At 63.0% G+C, this 20140-nt stretch carries 12 protein-coding genes; 8 read left to right on the forward strand and 4 right to left on the reverse strand.

The features are described from left to right. Positions 1-70 precede the first annotated feature (70 nt). Genes peaB through peaD form a run of 3 tightly spaced genes read left to right on the forward strand, consistent with a single transcriptional unit; the run spans position 71 to position 2969 of the window. A complete protein-coding gene (peaB, locus tag CAG47_RS25040) occupies positions 71-1501 on the forward strand; it encodes a quinohemoprotein amine dehydrogenase maturation protein (protein WP_085728464.1) in 1431 nt (476 codons plus the stop codon). Between the two features lies 1 nt (position 1502). After that, positions 1503-1826, forward strand: a complete 324-nt coding sequence (gene qhpC / locus CAG47_RS25045; protein ID WP_085728466.1) for a quinohemoprotein amine dehydrogenase subunit gamma — start codon at positions 1503-1505, stop codon at positions 1824-1826. Positions 1827-1850: 24 nt separating this feature from the next. Beyond that, positions 1851-2969, forward strand: a complete 1119-nt coding sequence (peaD, locus tag CAG47_RS25050) for a quinohemoprotein amine dehydrogenase subunit beta (protein WP_085728468.1) — start codon at positions 1851-1853, stop codon at positions 2967-2969. 131 nt (positions 2970-3100) lie between these two features. Here peaD and CAG47_RS25055 read toward each other — a convergent pair whose 3' ends face one another. Continuing rightward, complete coding sequence (locus CAG47_RS25055) at positions 3101-3505, reverse strand: lysozyme inhibitor LprI family protein (RefSeq protein ID WP_085728470.1); 405 nt, start codon at positions 3503-3505, stop codon at positions 3101-3103. 161 nt (positions 3506-3666) lie between these two features. On the opposite strand from CAG47_RS25055, the gene CAG47_RS25060 reads away from it, so the two are divergent. Continuing rightward, complete coding sequence (locus CAG47_RS25060; protein ID WP_085728473.1) at positions 3667-4149, forward strand: SRPBCC family protein; 483 nt, start codon at positions 3667-3669, stop codon at positions 4147-4149. 315 nt (positions 4150-4464) lie between these two features. Here the strand turns inward: CAG47_RS25060 and inhA are convergent, their stop codons facing one another. Continuing rightward, positions 4465-5151 (reverse strand): isonitrile hydratase, encoded by a 687-nt coding sequence (gene inhA, locus CAG47_RS25065; protein WP_085728475.1) that lies wholly within the window; start codon positions 5149-5151, stop codon positions 4465-4467. An 88-nt stretch (positions 5152-5239) separates the two neighbouring features. Here inhA and CAG47_RS25070 point away from each other — a divergent pair, with 88 nt between their 5' ends. Beyond that, the gene (locus CAG47_RS25070; protein ID WP_085728477.1) at positions 5240-6250 is read left to right on the forward strand and encodes a GlxA family transcriptional regulator; all 1011 of its coding nucleotides are present in this window, start codon (positions 5240-5242) and stop codon (positions 6248-6250) included. Here CAG47_RS25070 and CAG47_RS25075 read toward each other — a convergent pair. Both CAG47_RS25075 and CAG47_RS25080 read right to left on the reverse strand, forming a co-directional pair. Then, complete coding sequence (locus CAG47_RS25075) at positions 6226-6615, reverse strand: hypothetical protein (RefSeq protein ID WP_085728480.1); 390 nt, start codon at positions 6613-6615, stop codon at positions 6226-6228. The genes CAG47_RS25070 and CAG47_RS25075 overlap by 25 nt on opposite strands. Before the next feature lie 182 nt (positions 6616-6797). Beyond that, complete coding sequence (locus CAG47_RS25080; RefSeq protein ID WP_085728482.1) at positions 6798-8621, reverse strand: glycoside hydrolase family 15 protein; 1824 nt, start codon at positions 8619-8621, stop codon at positions 6798-6800. Positions 8622-8814: 193 nt separating this feature from the next. Here CAG47_RS25080 and CAG47_RS25085 point away from each other — a divergent pair, with 193 nt between their 5' ends. The 3 genes from CAG47_RS25085 to CAG47_RS25095 all read left to right on the forward strand — a co-directional run bounded on the left by CAG47_RS25085 (position 8815) and on the right by CAG47_RS25095 (position 20140). Beyond that, entirely contained in the window at positions 8815-9549 is a 735-nt protein-coding gene (locus tag CAG47_RS25085; RefSeq protein ID WP_085728484.1) for a thioesterase II family protein, read from the forward strand. 259 nt (positions 9550-9808) lie between these two features. Further along, positions 9809-19042, forward strand: coding sequence for a non-ribosomal peptide synthetase (locus tag CAG47_RS25090; protein ID WP_085728486.1), 9234 nt, complete (start codon positions 9809-9811; stop codon positions 19040-19042). 39 nt (positions 19043-19081) lie between these two features. Next, positions 19082-20140, forward strand: coding sequence for a TauD/TfdA family dioxygenase (locus CAG47_RS25095; RefSeq protein ID WP_085728488.1), 1059 nt, complete (start codon positions 19082-19084; stop codon positions 20138-20140).

Raw genomic sequence — 20140 nt, forward strand, 5'->3', positions numbered from 1 at the left:
AAAACGCTTTCAGACACTTTTCGGAATGAGCGCAAGCCCCGCCAACCGGGGCTTGCACAGGAGGTTTGCGATGGGCGCTATCTTGAATCTGGTCGAACGCAACCTGCACGAAGTGCAGGTCGATGCCGACCGCATGCTGTTTCACATCCCCAGCAGTTCGCTGTTCGCCAGCGATGAACTGACGGGCACCATCATCGATACCCTGCGCGGCCCCGGCTGCTCCTCGGACGACCTGATCCAGCGCCTGGCCGCGCGTTTCAACGGCGAGGAAATCACCGAGACCCTGCGCGAGCTGATGGCCCTGGAACTGGTCAGCGACGGCTCGCCGCTGAGCCCGGACATCGCCGTCAAACGGGTCGAGCGCACAGCGATCAACACCGTGGTGCTGAACGTCAACACCGGCTGCAACCTGAGCTGCACCTACTGCTACAAGGAAGACCTCGACAAACCGTCGGCGGGCAAGAAAATGGACGTCGAAACGGCGATTGCCTCAGTGGAAATGCTGCTGCGCGAATCCCCGGACGAAGAGCGTTTCACCGTGGTGTTCTTCGGCGGCGAACCGCTGAGCAACCGCAAGCTGATCGAATACATGGTCGACTACTGCGAGAAGCGTTTTCGCGAGGCCGGCAAGTTCGTCGAATTCGTGATGACCACCAACGCCACGCTGCTCACCGAAGAAACCGTGGACTACCTCAACGCTCACCGTTTCGGTTTGTCCGTGAGCATCGACGGGCCGAAAACCGTACACGACCGCAACCGCATCACCGTGGGCGGGCAGGGCACCTACGACGTGGTGCGGCGCAAGGCCGAGATGCTGCTGTCGCGCTACAACAGCCGTCCCGTCGGCGCACGGGTAACGCTGACCACTGGTGTGACCGACGTCGAAACCATCTGGGATCACCTGTTCAACGAATTGGGTTTTGCCGAAGTCGGCTTTGCCCCGGTGACTTCCGGCGACATCAGCAGCTTCAACCTCACCAGTGACGAGCTGGTGCAGGTGTTCGCCAACATGAAGGCCCTCGGTCGGCGCTACCTGGACGCGGCGCTGGAGCATCGCAACATCGGTTTCTCCAACCTGCATCAGTTGATCACCGACATCCACGAAGGCCACAAGAAAGCCCTGCCATGCGGCGCGGGCCTGAAGATGCTGGCGGTGGATCACAAGGGCGAGCTGAACCTGTGCCACCGCTTCACCGGCTCATCGATGCCGACCTTCGGCAACGTCCACAGCGGTGTGAAGCAGATGGAGTTGAACGACTTCCTGTCCCAGCGCCTGGACCGCACCAACACCGGCTGCAACGACTGCCAGATCCGCAACCTGTGTTCCGGCGGCTGCTACCACGAGAGCTACGCCCGCTATGGCGACCCGACTCATCCGACCTATCACTACTGCGAACTGATGCGTGACTGGGTCGACTTCGGCATCGAGGTCTATACCCGGATCATGGCCAATAACCCTGCGTTCATCAGCAGTTACATCACTCCGCGCAAGGCTCACTGATATGAAACATCTCAAGGCAATCAATAACAAAGCGTTGAAGCTGGACCAGGCCGCGGACGAAAACCGCATTGAAGAAGTAGTGGCGATGAGCTCCGTGGCGGGTTGTGCCTCGACCACCGACCCGGGCTGGGAGATCGACGCGTTTGGCGGTGTGTCGTCGCTGTGCCAGCCGATGGAAGCCGACCTCTACGGTTGCTCCGACCCGTGCTGGTGGCCGGCCCAGGTGCCCGACATGATGAGCACCTACCAGGACTGGAACAAGGATGCCCAGGCGTCCAACGACAACTGGCGCAACCTCGGCACTGTCTTCCCGAAAGACAAGTGATCAGATAACAAGAAGGATTCCAGCATGCACAGCATCAAAGCCTGCGGCCTGGCCGCTTTCGCCGTCCTGAGCAGCTGTTCGGTCAGTGTCCTGGCCGATGAAAACAGCGCACTGCAAGACGGTCACGAATACATGTTGACCACCAATTACCCGAACAACCTGCACGTGATCGACCTGGCCACCGACACCTTGTTCAAGACCTGCAAGATGCCCGATGCCTTCGGTCCCGGCACCGTGCAATTGTCGCCGGACCGCAAGACCGCCTACGTGCTGAACAATCACTACGCGGATGTCTATGGCGTCGAACTGGACAGCTGCAAACAGGTGTTCCACGCCAGCATCACCCAGAAGCCGGGGGAGAAGGCCCGGTCCATGTTCGCCTTCACCCTCAGCCACGACGGCAAGGAACTGTTCACCGTCGCCAACCCGACGCTGATGATGAATGACCACTACGAAGTGCAGCAGCCGCGGCTCGACGTGTACAAGACCGACGCCGGGATGGATGCAAAGCCGGTGCGCAGCTTCCCGGCACCGCGCCAGCTGACCATCATGCAGAGTGGCGACGACGGTACCTTGTATGTGGCGGGGGCGGACGTCTACAAGGTCAATGTGAACACCGGCAAATTCGACGTGCTGATCCCCAGCCGTCACTGGAAACGCCCGAACTACAGCGCGCCGGACGTGCTTTATGTGTGGAACCAGCAGACGTATCGGCACGACTTCTCGCTGCTCTACACCGCAGCGAAGTTCAAGGACAAGAAACAGGACCCGGCTACCGCCGAATACCTGTACGGCCTGTTCAGCGTCGACCTGAAGACCGGCAAGACCGAAACCACCGATTTCGGCCCTTTGACCGAGATCTACTTCAGCGGCATGCGCTCGCCCAAGGACCCGAACCTGATGTTCGGCGTGCTCAACCGCCTGGCCAAGTACGACATCAAGCAGAAGAAAATGCTCCAGTCCGCCGCGCTCGATCACTCGTATTACTGCATTTCCTTCAACAAGGATGGCAGCAAGATCTACCTGGCGGGGACGTTCAACGACGTGGCGATCTTCGATGCCGACAGCCTGAAACAGACGGGCAGCATCAAGTTGCCGGGCGGGGACATGGCGATTACCACGGCGCAGGTGTTTGTCCGGTAAATCGTGGCGCCTGAGCTGACGCCTTCGCGAGCAGGCTCGCTCCCACATATTGATCGCATTCTTGCTGAAAGAACTCGGTCAATTGTGGGAGCGAGCCTGCTCGCGAAGAGGCCCTGGCAGGCGCTAGAGATTCAAATCCCCGGCACCGGACAACTCATATCCCCCTCCTGACACTTCAGGTAAGTCTTGAACGTCTCCACCCGCGCCTTGGTCAATTGCGTCACGCAATTGCTGTAGATCAGCGGATACACACTCCCGCCTTCCACCCCGGACGCCGAGAACTGGCATTCGGCATCGCGAAACGCGACCCACGAGCGCTGCGCTCCCACCAGCAACTTCTTGCCGTCGGGATTGCCCTTCAGGCGCGAAGTGATTTGCTGGTAAAGCGCATTCAACTCCTTGTCCGCCGTCGCCTGCTGCAGCGACGCGCACTGGTTCATCGTGGCCTGGTCGACGGCGTTGTCGCAGTTCACGGCGGCATGGGCCGGGTAGGTGAACAACAAAGGCATCAGCGCCAGGAGAAAGCGTGCGTGCATGGCAGTCACTCGCTGTGTCAGGGGAAGTCTGGGATGCAGTGTAGCGAAGCGACTCGCCATGCAAGGATCGCGATTACGACAGCTGACACCCGGTCCATACAACTTTCCGACTGGACATGTGGTCTTACAGGCCTACTGTTGTTCAGTACAGGAGGTGTCGTATGAAACCAGTACCCAATAGTTTTGAACGCAAGATATTACTCAAATCACCGCGCTCCCATGTATGGCGCGCCTTGGTCGATGCAGAGGCGTTCGGTCAATGGTTTGGCGTTGCGCTCGAAGGCCGGCGTTTTATTGCCGGCGAGTGGACGCAGGGGCAAGTCACGTATCGGGGATATGAACATGTGCTGTGGAATGTGCTGGTCGAGCGGGTCGAACCACAGCAGTTGTTTTCGTTTCGCTGGCATCCTTACGCGGTGAATCCGAAGATCGACTACTCCCAGGAGCCCACCACGCTGGTGAAGTTCGAGCTGACGGACTACGAGGACGGCACGTTGCTCAAGGTGTCGGAGTCAGGTTTCGCTCACATTCCCGACATACGCCAGAAGGAGGCTTACTACATGGATAGTCGAGGCTGGGAAGAGCAATTGAGCAGACTTGAAAATTTTCTCATCGAAGGTGAAAAGGCCCGTGAGCGTGAATGAGTTTGAACTTTGAGCCCCTGGCGGCCAACAATCCGTTGGAAGTCTGAGGCGTCTAAGGGTTTTCGGAAGGTGCCTTATAGCGAATGTCTTACACGCGATGGTAGTGATATCGCCTGTTACAATTTGGATCCGATGCGTATTCTGGCCTTACCCACTGAAGCACAGGATGTGCTCAGGATCATGGATGATCGGCCATAGGCAAGGAACGCTGCGACAAGGAGTCGTCATGGTCTTGGAAAAACCCGCCTCGGCGGGTTTTTTTGTGGGCGCAGGAAAAACCGCGGCGGCAGGCAGCGGATTCCTGCCGCTGTTTTTTCACTGCAGGTCGAGTTTCGCCGCCGCCCGCTCGGTGATTTGCGCCCGTAGTTTCAACGAGCCGGCAGCCCGCTGGCGGGCCTCTTCCAGCACACTGGCCGGCGCCGTCTCGGGGCTGCCCGCATCAAATGGCGGGGCAGGTGCGTATTCCAGTTGCAGCTGCACCAGCTCGGCGGTGGCCGGGTCGAACAACTCGGCGGCCAGGGTCAGGGCGAAGTCGATGCCGGCGGTGATGCCGCCTCCGGTCAGCAAATTGCCATCGCGCACCACCCGATCGTTCACCGCGATGGCGCCCAGCGGCTTGAGCAATTCGTGATACGCCCAGTGGGTGGTGGCGCGTTTGCCCTTGAGCAATCCCGCCGCGCCCAGCACCAGCGAACCGGTGCAAACCGAAGTGACATACCGGGCGTTGGCAGCCTGGGCCCTGAGAAAGTCCAGGGTCTGCTCATCTTCCATCAAGGGGCCGACGCCGCCGCCACCGGGCACGCAGATCACGTCCAGCGCCGGGCAATCGTCGAAGGTGATGGTCGGTTTCAACAGCAGGCCAGTGCTGGCGGTGACCGGCATCAGGTCCTTCCAGATCAAATGCACTTTCACATCCGGCAACGAGGCCAGCACGTCATAAGGGCCGGTCAGGTCCAGTTGCTGGACCTGTGGAAACAACAGAAAGCCGATCTGCAACGTCATGGTGTTTTTCTCGTGAAGTGGGTGGACGGCTTAACTTTAGGCCCGTAGGATTTGGCGTATACGCCAATATCCCCACGAATTACGCCAAATGTCGAAAACCATCCATGTGCTCGCTTTCGCCAACGTGCAATTGCTCGACGTCACCGGGCCATTGCAGGTGTTTGCCTCGGCCAACGACATTGCCCGCCAGCAAGGCCTGCCGCCGCCCTATGCGCCGACGGTGATTGCCAGCGGCGGCGGGGCGGTGATGTCGTCGGCGGGCCTGGCGCTGTTGGCCGAACCCTTGCCGGACAAGGGCACTGATACCCTGATCATCGCCGGTGGCTGGGGTGTCTACGCGGCGGCGCAAGATGCGCCGTTGGTCGCCTGGGTGCGCGAACATGCCGCTGGCTGTCGCCGAGTCTCCTCGGTGTGCACCGGTGCGTTCCTGCTGGCGGCCAGCGGCTGGCTCGATGGCCGGCGCGTGGTCACCCACTGGACCCGCTGCGAGCAACTGGCGCAGCAGCATCCGCGTTTGAAGGTCGAGCCCAATCCCATCTTCATCAATGACGGCCCGGTCTGGACCTCGGCCGGGGTGACGGCCGGCATCGACCTGGCGCTGGCCATGGTCGAACAGGACCTGGGACGCAACATCGCCCTGGAAGTCGCCCGGCAACTGGTGGTGTTTCTCAAGCGCCCGGGTGGCCAGTCGCAATTCAGCGTGACCCTGTCCCTGCAACAGGAAGGCAACCGTTTCGACGAACTTCACGCCTGGATCAGCGAAAACCTTACCCAGGACCTGGGTATCCCGACCCTGGCCCTGCAGGCCGGCATGAGCGAACGCAGCTTCGTGCGCCACTACCGCGCCGACACCGGTCAGACCCCGGCTCGGGCGATCGAACTGATCCGCGTCGAAACCGCGCGGCGCCTGCTCAGCGATACCGGCGTGCCGATCAAGCGGGTGGCGGTGCAATGCGGCTTCGGCAGCGAAGAAACCCTGCGCCGCAGCTTCCTGCGGGCCATGGGCGTGACGCCGCAGGCTTACCGGGAGCGGTTTTCGGTCAGTGGCGCAGTAGATCCAGTGTCCAGTTCACGTCAGGCTTCCGCTTCCGCCACCTGATTGAAATATTTCGCCCGATCCGGCGTAAACGTCACCACCATGCCTGTTCGTGCACACGTCAGTGCTCGTTCTTGCGCCAGGTCCACGTCCAGGTCTTCCCCGCGCAAGCCTTGCCACTGGGCGAGGTATTTGAGGGAACCGTATTTCTCGAGTTTCTTCAGGCTGCGGCTGACGCCACCTTTCCAGCCCAGTACCGGCAACTCGCCGGCGAGGCACTGTCGGGCGAGGTCGGGGAAACGGGCGGCACGCTGGCGGCCGACTTCCCAGCATTTGATCAGGCCCTTGTCGTCGGCTTCCCAGAGTTCCTTACGGTTCAAACCGGTTCGGAGTGGGGTGTCAATTTTGCGATGGATGCGTTGGGTCATTCTGGTTCCTTGAATTCGGGTGGTTGTGGACAGCTCCGCTGTACCCGTAGAGCAAGGATGTTAGGTGGGGATGTAACAGCTGGCAACAAGGTAGGTTCGGGGATGTTGCATGTGGTTTTGTTTAAAAAGCGTAGGCGCTCGGATTACACAGATGACTGGTGAAATCCGATCTTGATGAGCGCTCAAGGCTGCCAGACAACCTTTTCCCCACTCAAGCGCCGGTCCAGAAAACACGCGGCACTGATCAGTGCCAGGTGCGTCAGCGCTTGCGGTGTGTTGCCCATGTGCCGCCCATGGCTGTCGAACTCTTCGGCATACAGCCCCAGCGGGTTGGCGTACCTGAGCAACTGTTCGAATTCCAGATGGGCCTTGTCCAATTGGTTGGCGCGGGCCAGGCATTCGACGTACCAGAACGAGCAGGCGGCGAAGGCGCCTTCGCTGCCGGGCAGGCCGTCGATCTGGCTGTCGTCGTTGCGGTAGCGGTAGATCATGCCGTCGCGCACCAGGCTCTTTTCGATGGCTTGCAGGGTCGCCAGCCAGCGCGGGTCGCGGGCGCTGACGAAACGCACCAGCGGCATCAGCAGCATCGAACCGTCCAGGCCGGTGCCGCCAATGTGCTGGACGAAATGCCCATGCTCTTCACTCCAGAAGTTCTCCCAGATGTCGGCGTAGATCGCCTGGCGCGTCTGGTCCCAGCGGGCGAACGGGGCGGGCAGTGAGCGTTTCGACGCCAGGCGGATGGCGCGGTCCAGGGCGACCCAGCACATCAGTCGTGAATGCAGAAAATGGTACTGCTCGCCGCGCATCTCCCAGATGCCGACATCCTTTTGCTCCCAGGTTGCGCAGACCTGATCCACCACCTCCACGGTATGTTTCCAGCCCTCATGGGAGATGGCTTCGCCGTACTTGTTGACCAGGTAAATCGCGTCCATCAGCTCGCCAAAAATGTCGAGCTGGACCTGTTCACAGGCCTGATTGCCGATGCGCACCGGTTGTGCGCCACCATGGCCGGACAGATGCGCCAGTTCGATCTCCGGCAACTCCTGGCGTCCGTCGATGGCGTAGAGAATGTTGAGCTTCATCGGCTTGCCCTGACAGTCACTGACCCGCCCGCGCAACCAGCGCATGTAGGCGTTGGCCTCTTCGACGAAACCCAGGCGCATGAAGGCATAGACGGTGAATGAGGCGTCACGGATCCAGGTGAAACGATAGTCCCAGTTACGCTCGCCGCCGGGGCTTTCCGGCAGGCCGAAGGTCGCGGCAGCGAGAATGGCGCCGTGTTTGCGCGAGGTCAGCAACTTCATCGCCAGGGCCGAACGGTTGACCATCTCACGCCAGCGACCGCGGTAGTTGGACTGGCCGATCCAGTCGCGCCAGAACTTCAGGGTGCGCTGCAGGCACAGTTCGCCGGCGCCTTTCTTGAAGCGCGGATCGTCGAGGGCGCCGAGCAGGAATTCGCCCGTCTGGTCCTGTTCGAGGGTGAATTCGGCAACGGCCGCGTTGGCGTCGATGTGCAGGACCTGATCCGAAGAGAGCCGCAGCGACGGTTGATCGGCGGCGTCGAAGATCACGTCCTGCTTGTCCATGCGAGCGCGAGTGTGGGCGCGGGCGTAATCATGGCGCACCGCGCAACGCATGTGGAACGTGGCGCGGCCGCTGACCACGCGGATCCGCCGCATCAACAGTGGCAGGTCGTCTTCGGTGTCGCCGACGGGCAGCAGGTCGGTGACTTCGATCACAGCGCGGTCACTGAGCCAGCGGGTTTGCAGCACGTTGGTGTCGGGCAGGTAGATCTGTTCGCGGCGGGCGTCGGGCAAGTCCGGCGACAACTGGAAAATCCCCGCTTCGGGGGTGTCCAGCAGTGAACAGAAAATCGACGGGCTGTCGAACTCCGGCCAGCAGAAAAAATCCACGCTGCCCTTGTCGTTGACCAGCGCCGCGCTGCGCATGTCGCCGATGAAGCCGTGGGCGTCGATGGGGCTTTGGCGTTCGGGGTGATCAGCCATTGTCGCGAAACTCCGGGAAGCAGGGGCCTAAGTAGCTGACTGGCTGGGGGCGGTGAGAGTTCATTTGGCTGGGTGCCGAGGTGGCCGTGAGGGCCTCTTCGCGAGCATGCTCGCTCCTACAGGGTTATTCACATGGCTAATTCCTTGGGCGCCTCGTCCGTTCTCCAGGCAGACAACTTTCGAGGAAAGCCCGGTGCCCCAGCTGACATTGCTGTGCCTGCCCTATTCGGGCGCGAGTGCCATGGTCTATAGCCGTTGGCGGCGCAAGCTGCCGCAGTGGCTCACCTTGCAACCGGTGGAGCTGCCGGGGCGTGGCGCGCGCTATGGCGAGTCCTTGCACACCGACATGCGCCGTCTGGCGCTGCAACTGGCCCATGAGCAGAAAGCCACGCTCAAGACGCCGTACGCGCTGTTCGGCCACAGCATGGGCGCGTTGCTGGCCTGCGAGATGGCCCACGCACTTCGCGCGCTGGGTTGCCCGGAACCGGTGGTGCTGTTCGCCTCGGGTACCGCCGCGCCGACCCTGCGCGCCGACTACGACCGCGGCTTTGCCCAGCCCAGGAGCGACGCCGAACTGATCGAGCAATTGCGTACCCTCAACGGCACCAGCGAAGAGATCCTGGCCAATGAAGAGTTGATGAGCCTGACCCTGCCGGTACTGCGCGCGGACTTCCTGTTGTGCGGGCGTTTCACACCGATCCAGCGCCCGTTGCTCAAGTGCCCGGTGCACGTGCTCGGCGGCAAGGCCGACCGCGCCACCACCGAGCAATTGATCGGCTGGAGCCAGGAAACCCTCGGCAGTTTCTCGGTGGACATGCTCGCTGGCGGGCACTTCTTCATCCATGAGCAAGAGGCCAGGGTGCTGCGGGTGATCAAGGATCAGCTTGAGGTGCATCATCGGCGGCATTCCGTGGCTGCCGTGGGTTAACACCACTCCCAAGTTTCACCCAATCCTTGTGGGAGCGAGCCTGCTCGCGAATGCGGTTTATCAATCAACGTTGATGTTGGCTGATCCACCGTTTTCGCGAGCAGGCTCGCTCCCACATTTTTGATTTTCAGCAGCCCCGAATTTCGCGTTTCACTCCCTCCTGATACTTCTCCCCATCCGCTAATTTTTCCCGCCTGCATTCGTTTTACAGGGACGACGCGCCTTTGCGCCTGCTGCCTACTGATGTGGATGCCGATAGATGAATGCTGATGACGCCTTGAAACTTGCTCGCCGGTTTATCGGGTTGCCCCTGGAAAAGCGCCAGATGTTCCTTGCGGCCTTGCACAAGGAGGGCGTGGATTTCGCCCGATTCCCGATCCCGGCCGGCATCGAGGCCGAGGATCGCCAGGCGTTGTCATACGCCCAGCAACGCATGTGGTTCCTCTGGCAACTGGACCCCCACAGCGGCGCCTACAACTTGCCAGGCGCGGTACGGCTGACCGGCCGCTTGAATCTGTCGGCGCTGGAGCAGGCGTTCGCCAGCCTGGTGGCGCGGCATGAAACCCTGCGTACGGTGTTCCAGCGTCAGGTCGACGGCAGCTTGCAGCAAGTGCCTGCCACGGCGCCGCTGCCGATCGAACACATGGATTTCAGCGCACTGCCGGGCGAAGAACGCGAACGGGCCGTGGCGCAAATCGCAGAGCAGCAATCGCTGCTGTCATTCGATCTGGCGACCGGCCCGTTGCTTCGGGTCACCGTGCTCAAGCTCGCTGACCAGGAGCACGTGCTGTTGCTGACCCTGCACCACATCGTGTCCGATGGCTGGTCGATGAACGTGTTGATCGACGAATTCATCCGCTGCTACGACGCCTTCGATGCCGGCTCACAACCGAATCTGCCGCCGCTGCCGATCCAGTACAGCGACTACGCGCTGTGGCAACGCCGCTGGCTGGAGGCCGGCGAGCAGGCGCGGCAATTGGCGTACTGGCAGGCGCAACTGGGCGATGAGCATCCGGTGCTGGAATTGCCCCTGGACCATTCGCGCCCGGCGATGCCGAGCTATCGCGGCACCCGTTACGAATTCGCGGTCGAGGCGCAACTGGCCGAGCTACTGCGCAGCACCGCGCAAAAGCACAACATCACCCTGTTCATGCTGCTGCTCGGCACTTTCAATGTGCTGTTGCATCGCTACACCGGGCAGACCGACATCCGCGTCGGCGTGCCCATCGCCAACCGTAACCGCGGGGAAATCGAAGGCCTGATCGGCTTCTTCGTCAACACCCAGGTGCTGCGTACCCAACTGGACGGCCGGACCCGGGTCGACGATTTGCTGCGCGCCGTCAAGGAAACCGCCCTCGGCGCCCAGGCCCATCAGGACCTGCCGTTCGAACGCCTGGTCGAAGCGCTGAAACTCGAGCGCAGCCTCAGCCACACGCCGTTGTTCCAGGTGATGTACATCCACCAGCCGCATGTGGCCGACATGGCCTCGGTCAGCACCGCCTCCGGCCTGGTACTGGGCAGCATCGACTGGCAAAGCCGCACCACCCAGTTCGACCTGACCCTCGACACCTGGGAAAAGGGCGGCAAGCTGCACGCCGCGCTGACCTACGCCAATGACCTGTTCGACGCCGATACCATCGCGCGCATGGCCCGGCACTGGACACGACTGTTGCAGGCGATGGTCGACGACTCGACGCAAAAAATCGGCGAAATGCCGATGCTGGCGGCCGAGGAACAACAGGTGCTGGTGCAGGACTGGAACCGCACCGCCGAGGCCTATCCGCTCGAGCAGTGCCTGCACCAGCTGATCCAGGCCCAGGCCCAACGCACCCCTGAAGCGCCGGCGCTGGTGTTTGGCGAACGCCAGCTCAGCTACGCGCAACTCGATGCCCGCACCAATCGACTGGCGAACTATTTGCGCGAGCAGGGCGTCGGTCCGGATGTGCTGGTAGGCATCTGCGTCGAGCGGTCCCTGGAAATGGTCATCGGCCTGTTGGCGATTCACAAGGCCGGTGGTGCTTATGTACCGCTGGACCCGGAGTACCCGACCGAACGCCTGGCCTACATGATTGACGACAGCGCGATCAGCCTGCTGCTCACGCAAAGCTCCCTGCTCGCCGCCTTGCCCCCCAAAGCCATCAAGGTCATCGCCCTGGACCGGGAGCAAGACTGGCTCGACGGCTACAGCGACACCTGCCCGCAGGTGGACGTGCATCCGTTGAACCTGGCCTACGTGATCTACACCTCCGGTTCCACCGGCAAACCAAAAGGCGCCGGCAACAGTCACGGGGCGCTGGTCAACCGTTTGTGCTGGATGCAGCAGGCTTATGCCATCGATGGCAGCGACTCGGTGTTGCAGAAAACCCCGTTCAGTTTCGACGTGTCGGTCTGGGAGTTCTTCTGGCCACTGATGACCGGCGCGCGCCTGGTGGTGGCGCCGCCGGGGGCGCATCGCGAACCGGCGCAGTTGATCCGCCTCATCGCCGACTACCGCATCAGTACGCTGCACTTTGTGCCGTCGATGCTCCAGGCATTCATCCACGAGCCGGGTGTCGAGAGGTGCACCAGCCTCAAGCGCATCGCCTGCAGTGGCGAAGCCTTGCCGCTCGATGCGCAAATGCAGGTGTTCAAAAAGCTGCCCGGCGCAGGCTTGTACAACCTGTATGGCCCGACCGAGGCGGCCATCGACGTGACCCACTGGACCTGTATCGATGAAGGCGCCGACAGCGTGCCCATCGGTCGGCCCATCGCCAACCTGCGCACCCATGTGCTGGATGCGCAATTGCTGCCGGTTCCGGTCGGTGTGGCGGGGGAGTTGTACCTGGGCGGTGCCGGCCTGGCGCGCAGCTATCACCGGCGTCCGGCGCTGACCGCCGAACGTTTCGTGCCGTGCCCCTTCCATGCCGGTGCACGCCTGTACCGCACCGGCGACCGCGTGCGCCAGCGTGCGGACGGCGTGATCGAATACCTCGGACGTCTCGACCATCAAGTCAAACTGCGCGGCCTGCGCATTGAGCTGGGGGAAATCGAGACGCGCCTGATGCAGCACGCGCTGGTGCGTGAAGCCGTGGTGCTGGTGCAGGGCGGCAAGCATCTGGTGGCGTATCTGGTGCTGGAAAACGCCGATGTCGATGGACAGTGGCCGCAAACCCTCAAGGCCTGGCTGCTCGGCGGCCTGCCGGAATACATGGTGCCCACCTACCTGATGCCGCTGGACGCCTTGCCGGTGACCGCCAACGGCAAGCTCGACCGCAAGGCCTTGCCGCAACCCGACGCCGCGCCGCAACAGGTATTCGTCGCCCCGCAAGATGCGCTGCAGACCACGCTGGCGCAGATCTGGCAGGAGGTGCTGGGCGTTGAGCGGGTTGGGCTCGAGGACAATTTCTTCGAACTCGGCGGCGACTCGATCATTTCCATCCAGGTGGTCAGCCGCGCCCGCCAGGCCGGTATCCGTCTCAGTCCGCGGGACCTGTTCCAGTACCAGACCGTGCGCAGCCTGGCGCTGGTCGCGGCATTCGACAGCCGCAGTACCATCGATCAAGGCCCGGTCAGCGGCGAGGTGATCCTGACTCCAGCGCAGCATTACTTCTTCGAACAGGCCATCGCCCAGCGTCAGCACTGGAATCAATCGCTGTTGCTGACACCCCGGGAAGCGCTAGATCCGCAGGCGCTGGAGCGAGCGCTGGTGGCCGTCATCAATCACCATGACGCCTTGCGCCTGCGCTTTATCGACGGCTCCGAAGGCTGGCGGCAGCACCATGCCGGGCCCGTCGAGTCCGCTGAGTTGTGGCTACGTCATGCGTCTGCGGCCGAAGCCGTGACCGCCCTCTGTGATGAAGCGCAACGCAGCCTCGATCTGGCGAACGGGCCGTTGCTGCGCGCCTTGCTGCTCAGCCTCGACGATGGCAGCCAGCGCCTGCTGCTGGTGGTCCATCACCTGGTGGTGGACGGGGTGTCGTGGCGGGTGTTGCTCGAAGACCTGCAACAGGCTTACCGGCAAGTGGCATTGCCCGAGAAAACCAGCGCCTGGCAAGCCTGGGCCGCGCACTTGCAACGGCATGCCGGCACCCTGCTTGAACAAATGCCGTACTGGCAGGCGCAACTGGCGGATGCCCGCGACCTGCCATGCGACAACCCCCAGGGTAGCTTGCAGCAGTGCCACGGGCACAAAGTCGAAACGAAACTCGACACCGGACTGACCCGCCAATTGCTGCAACAGGCGCCGGCGGCCTATCGCACCCAGGTCAACGACCTGTTGCTCACGGCGTTGGCGCGGGTCATCTGCCGCTGGAGCGGGCAGGGCTCGACGCTGATCCAGTTCGAAGGCCACGGCCGCGAAGACCTGGGTGACGACCTCGACCTGAGCCGCACTGTCGGCTGGTTCACCAGCCTGTTTCCCGTGCGCCTGCAACCCGAAGCCGGGGCGGCGAACTCGATCAAGGCGATCAAGGAACAACTGCGCGCCATTCCCGGCAAAGGCCTGGGCCATGGACTGCTGCGCTACCTCGGCGAACCGGCGCAGCGCCAGGCCCTGCAAGGTTTGCCGACGCCGCGCATCACCTTCAATTACCTGGGGCAGTTCGATCGTCAGTTCGATGACGCCGCGCTGTTCGTCCCGGCTGCGGAAAGTGGCGGCCAGGCCCAGGGCGACGATGCGCCGCTGGCCAACTGGCTGACCGTGGAAGGCCAGGTCTATGGCGGGCAGCTCTCGCTGCAATGGGGCTTCAGCCGCGACATGTTTGCCGAGGCCACCGTACAGCAACTGGCCGATGCCTATGGCGAAGAACTCAAGACACTGATCGAGCATTGCTGCACGACAGCGGCAGGTCAGGTCACGCCGTCGGACTTCCCGCTGGCGCGCATCACCCAGGCACAACTCGATGCCTTGCCCGTCCCGGTGCCGGCCATCGAGGACGTTTACCCGCTGACGCCGATGCAACAGGGCATGCTGTTCCACACCCTGTACGAACCCCAGGCCGAGGCCTACATCAATCAGTTGCGCCTGGACATCCAGGGGCTGGAACTGGCGGCGTTCGGCCGGGCCTGGCAGGCGGCGATCAAGCGTCACGACATCCTGCGCAGCAGCTTCCACTGGCTGGGGCTCGAGTGCGCGCACCAGGTGATTCACCGCCAGGTCGACCTGCAACTGCAAGTGATCGAAGCGGCCGACATCGACCTCGAGGCATTGGCCGCCGAGGAGCGCAGTCGCGGCTTCGAACTCAGCGCCGCGCCGTTGTTCCGCCTGCTGCTGGTGCGTCGAAGCCATGACGACTGGCACCTGATCCATACCAGCCATCACATCCTCATGGACGGTTGGAGCAACGCGCAGTTGCTGGGCGAAGTGATCCAGCACTATGCCGGCCAGTCGCCGACCCAACCGTTGGGGCAGTACCGCGACTACCTCGGCTGGATTCGACAGCAGCCGCTGCTGGCCGCCGAGCAGTTCTGGAAACAAGCGCTGGTGCCGCTGGAAACGCCGACGCTGCTGGCACAAGCCTTGCCGACGCCCGCCGAAGGGCGGGGCATGGGCGAGCATCAATTGATCCTCGAGAGCGCCGCACTACAGCGCCTGAGGGATTTCGCCCGCCAGCGGAAAGTCACCCTCAATACGCTGCTGCAAGGCGCCTGGGGCCTGTTGTTGCAGCGCTACACCGGCCACTCCTGTGTGGCGTTCGGCGCCACCATTGCCGGACGTTCCGCGCCGCTGCCGGGCATCGAGCAGCAGTTGGGGCTGTTCATCAACACCTTGCCGATCATCGCCGCACCGCAAGCCGGGCACTCGGTGGCGCGGTGGCTCGACGACCTGCAAGCCCTGAACCTGCGCCTGCGCGAATTCGAGCACGTGCCGCTGTACGACATCCAGGGTTGGGCCGGGCAACAGGGGGCGCTGTTCGACAGCCTGCTGGTGTTCGAGAACTTCCCGGTGGCCGAGGCCCTCAAGCAAGGGGCGCCGGCGGGGCTGACCTTCGGCGCGCTGCACAATCACGAGATCACCAGTTACCCGCTGACCCTCGGTATCGAAGTCGGCGCCACCTTGCGCCTGGACTTCAGTTTTGACCGAACCCTGTTCAGTGCCACGCAAATCAACCAGTTGGGCGCCAGCCTGGTGCAGGTGCTGGAGCAGTTCGTCGCACAGCCACAACAGGCACTGGGCGCGGTCAGCCTGCTGGACCCTGAGGCCCGGGCCAGGGTGCTGGCGTGCTCCCGTGCGCCTGCGCCGGAAATCCACAGCCCGTTGCTGGCCCATCAGCGCTTCGAGCGACAAGCGGCTCGCACGCCCGACGCACTGGCGGTGATCGTCGGTGACGAACGCCTGACCTACGCCCAGCTCAACGCGCAGTCCAACCAGCTCGCCCATCGCCTGCGCGCCCACGGTGTGGCGCCGGGGCAGCGAGTGGGGCTGGCGGTGCGGCGCAACGCACAGATGATCGTCAGCCTGATGGCCATCCTCAAGGCCGGCGCCGGTTATGTGCCGCTCGATCCGGATTACCCGGCCGAGCGCCTGGCCTACATGATCGAAGACAGCGCCATGGACCTGCTGCTGGCGCAACCTGGGCTGCTGACCGATGTAGCGCTGCCGCCAGGTCTGCCGCGCCTGGCACTGGAGGCGAGCGCCGAGGGTTACTCCATGGACAACCCGGAAAACCTCGCCAGTGCCGCAGACCTCGCCTACCTGATCTACACCTCAGGTTCCACCGGCCGCCCGAAAGGCGTATGCCTGGCCCACGCCGCGCTGCGCGAGTTTTGCGTGATTGCCGCGGACTATTCGCAACTGGTCCCCGAAGACCGCGTACTGCAATTCGCCACGTTCAGCTTCGACGGCTTTGTCGAACAGTGCTACCCGCCGTTGTGCGTGGGCGCGGCGCTGGTGCTGCGCGGCGATGAACTGTGGGACACCGATACCCTCTATCGCCAGATCATCGAACAGGGCGTGACCCTGGCGGACTTGCCGGCGGCCTACTGGTTCCTCTTGGCTCAGGAATGGGCCGCGCAACCGCAGCGGGACAAGGGGCGCTTGCGTCAGGTCCACGTTGGTGGCGAGGCCATGTCGCTGGAAGGTTTGAAGCTGTGGCACGCGGCCGGTCTGGGCGATGTGCGCCTGCTCAATACCTATGGGCCAACCGAAGCCACGGTGGTGTCCAGCACCCACGAATGCACGCTGGCCGATACCCGCAATCACCTTGGCGTGCCCATCGGCAAAGCACTGCCGGGGCGTGCGTTGTATGTGCTGGACAGTGAAGGGCACCTGCTGCCGAGCGGTTGCGTCGGCGAATTGTGCATTGGCGGCGACGTCGGCCTCGCCCAGCGCTATCACCAGCGTCCCGGGTTGAGTGCCGAGCGTTTCATGGCCGATCCGTTTTCCGCCACACCGGGTGCGCGGTTGTACCGCAGCGGCGACCTGGCGCGTTATCGCGAAGACGGTGCGCTGGAGTACCTGGGACGAATCGATCACCAGGTGAAAATCCGTGGTTTCCGGGTCGAGCTCGGGGAGCTCGAAGCGTACCTGCAAGGCCTGCCGATGATCAGCGAAGCCGCGGTGCTGGTGCACGAAGGCGTTGGCGGCAAGCAGTTGATCGGCTATGTGGTGCCGGCCAGCGATGAGCTGCTGGCGGCGGATGCGCGTCGACTCACCGACACCGTGCGCCGCGCCCTGGGTGAGCGCCTGCCGGACTACATGCTCCCGGCGCAACTGGTGGTGCTGGGCGCGTTGCCGCTCAACCGCAACGGCAAGCTCGACCGCGCCGCGTTACCGGCACCGCAGGTCTGGGAAGCCGAGGCCGGCAGTGCGCCGCAAGGTGCACTGGAAATCGAGCTGGCGCTGATCTGGCAGCAGGTGTTGCAGGTCAGTCGCGTCGACCGCGAAAACAGTTTCTTCGAACTGGGCGGGCACTCGTTGCTGGCGACGCAAATCGTCTCGCGGATCCGCCAGCGCCTGGGTCTGTCGGTGAGCCTGCGCAGCCTGTTCGAACATCCGCGCCTTGAGGATTTCGCCGCTCAGGTGCAGGCGCTGCAACACACCTGCGAGCGCCCGCCGCTGGTGGCCGACACCTCTGGCGAACGCTCGCCGCTGTCCTTTGCCCAGCAGCGCCTGTGGTTCCTGTGGAACCTGGAACCGCACAGTTCGATGTACAACATGCCCGGTGCCTTGCGCCTGCGGGGCGAGTTGAACCTCGGCGCCTTGCGCCAGACCTTCGAAACCCTGGTGCAGCGTCACGGGGTGTTGCGTACCACCTTTTATGAAGAAGACGGCCAGGCCTGGCAGCGGGTGCACCCGCGACTGCCGTTGAGTTTTGTCGACAGCGACCTGCGGCATCTGCCGGCGCCGGACGCCGAAGCACAACGGTTGGCCCGCGAAGAAGTCGCCCGGCCATTCGACCTGCGCCACGGTCCGTTGCTGCGGGTGCGGGTGCTGCGGGTCGCGGAGGAAGAGCATGTGCTGCTGCTGACGATGCATCACATCGTCGCCGATGATGGGTCGTTCCGCGTCCTGATCAATGAATTCGCCACGCTGTACCCAGCCCTCTGCCGTGGCGAAATCCCGCAACTACCGGCGCACAGCGTGCAGTACGCCGACTTCGCCAAATGGCAGCGCCAGTGGCTGGAGCAGGGCGGTGAACTGCAACGCCAGCTCGATTACTGGCAGCAACGCCTCGCTGAGCCGCAAGCGGTGCTGGCGTTGCCCGCCGACGGTGACCAGCGCAATGCGCCAGCAGGTGCCGGTGCGCATTTCACCTTCAGTGCCGAACTGAGCCAGCAGTTGCGCGACTTTGCCCGGCAGCGCGATGTGTCGCTGTTCATGCTGCTGCTGAGCGGTTTCACCCTGGTCCTGGGCCAGCGTACCGAGGTCAGTCGTGTGCGCATCGGCACCGATATCGCCAATCGAAATCAAGCCGGGCTTGAAGAAATGGTCGGCTTCTTCGTTAACCAACTGGTACTGCAAGTGGAGGTCGATGCCGAGCAGTCGGCGGCGCAATTGCTGGACGCTTGTCGCCGAGCGGTGCTGGAGGCTTCGGACCATCAGGATTTGCCGTTCGAGCGTCTGGTGGAGGCCTTGCGCCTGCCGCGCCGCGCCGGACGTTCGCCGTTGTTCGACATCAAGCTGATTTACCAGGAAGGCGTCGCTCGCCTGCCGTCGATGGAGGGCCTGCAAGTCGAAGACTTCCCGTCCGGGCGGCAGGCCGCCGAGATCGGCATGGTCGCTGCGTTCTACAACGACGCACAGCACATCCACCTGAGCTTCGAGACACCGGCGGGCCAGTACCTGCCGAGCACGCTGGAAAGTCTGTTCGAGCAGATTCAGGCGGTGCTGGAGGCGCTGTTGCGCAGTGACCGGTTGTCGGTGGGCGAATTGCTGAACCTGGCCAGCGCCGTGCAACGCCGCGCCGATGCGCGCTTGAGCGAGCAACGCAAGGCCTTGCTCGGCGGCGCCATGGCGATCAAGCGGCGCTCGGCGAACCGTGGCGCGCCGGCCGCACAAATCACGGCGGACTGATTCAGCCGGCGTCGCCGTCATCATTTTCCGGAGGGGTTTATGACCGTTTCAACGACCAAGTCCATTCCCAGGATGGGGCGTGGTGCCCGCAAAAGCCTGTCCACTGATCCGACGCGGCTGGTGAGCTTTTCGCCGATGTTCGAAGGCCACAGCCTGCCGCTGGTGTGTCGTCCGGCCGTGTCCGGCGTGAGCCTGGAGGAGTGGGCGAGCCAGAATCGCGGGCTGATCGAAAGCAAGCTGCTGGAACACGCGGTGATCCTGTTCCGCGGTTTCCAGGTGGCCGATATCGGCGAGTTCAATCGCTGCGTCGACGGGATTTCCGGCGGTGCCCTGGAGTACCTGTTCCGCGCCTCGCCACGGACCCAGATCAGCGGCCAGTTCAAGATCTACAGCTCCACCGATTACCCGGCGCCGGAGAAGATCTTCCCGCACAACGAACACTCGTATTCGCCGGTATTCCCGCGTCACCTGTACTTCTACTGCGACACCCCGTCGACCACCGGCGGAGAAACGCCATTCGGTGATACCCGCCGGATCCTGGAGCGGATCGACCCGGCGGTGCGCGAAGAGTTTGCCCGTAAACGCATCATGTACGTGCGCAACTACGGCGACGGCATGGGGCTGCCGTGGCAGACGGTGTTCCAGAGCGAGGATCGCGCCGAGGTCGAAGCCTACTGCGGCAAGATCGGCATCCAGGCCGAGTGGAAATCCGGCAACCGCCTGCGTACCCGACAGAACGGCCCGGCCATCGTGCGCCACCCGCTGAGCGGCGAGCGCATCTGGTTCAACCACGGCACCTTCTTCAATGCGCTGACCCTGCCGGACAGCATCCGCGACAACCTGCTGCGTGAATTCGGCCCGCAGGATCTGCCCCAGAACACCTTCTTCGGCGACGGCTCGCCGATTCCCGACGAGGTGATCCGCCACCTGCAAGGCATTTACCGCGAGGTGATGGTGGAGTTCGCCTGGGAGAAGGGCGACGTGGTCCTGCTCGATAACATCCTCAGCGTGCATGCGCGCAACGAATTCACCGGCTACAGAAAAATCCTCACGGCCATGGCCATCGCGCAGAAAAGCGCCGACCTGGATCAGGAATAA

This window comes from Pseudomonas sp. R37(2017) (assembly GCF_002113375.1).
In the GTDB taxonomy this organism is placed as follows: Bacteria; Pseudomonadota; Gammaproteobacteria; order Pseudomonadales; family Pseudomonadaceae; genus Aquipseudomonas.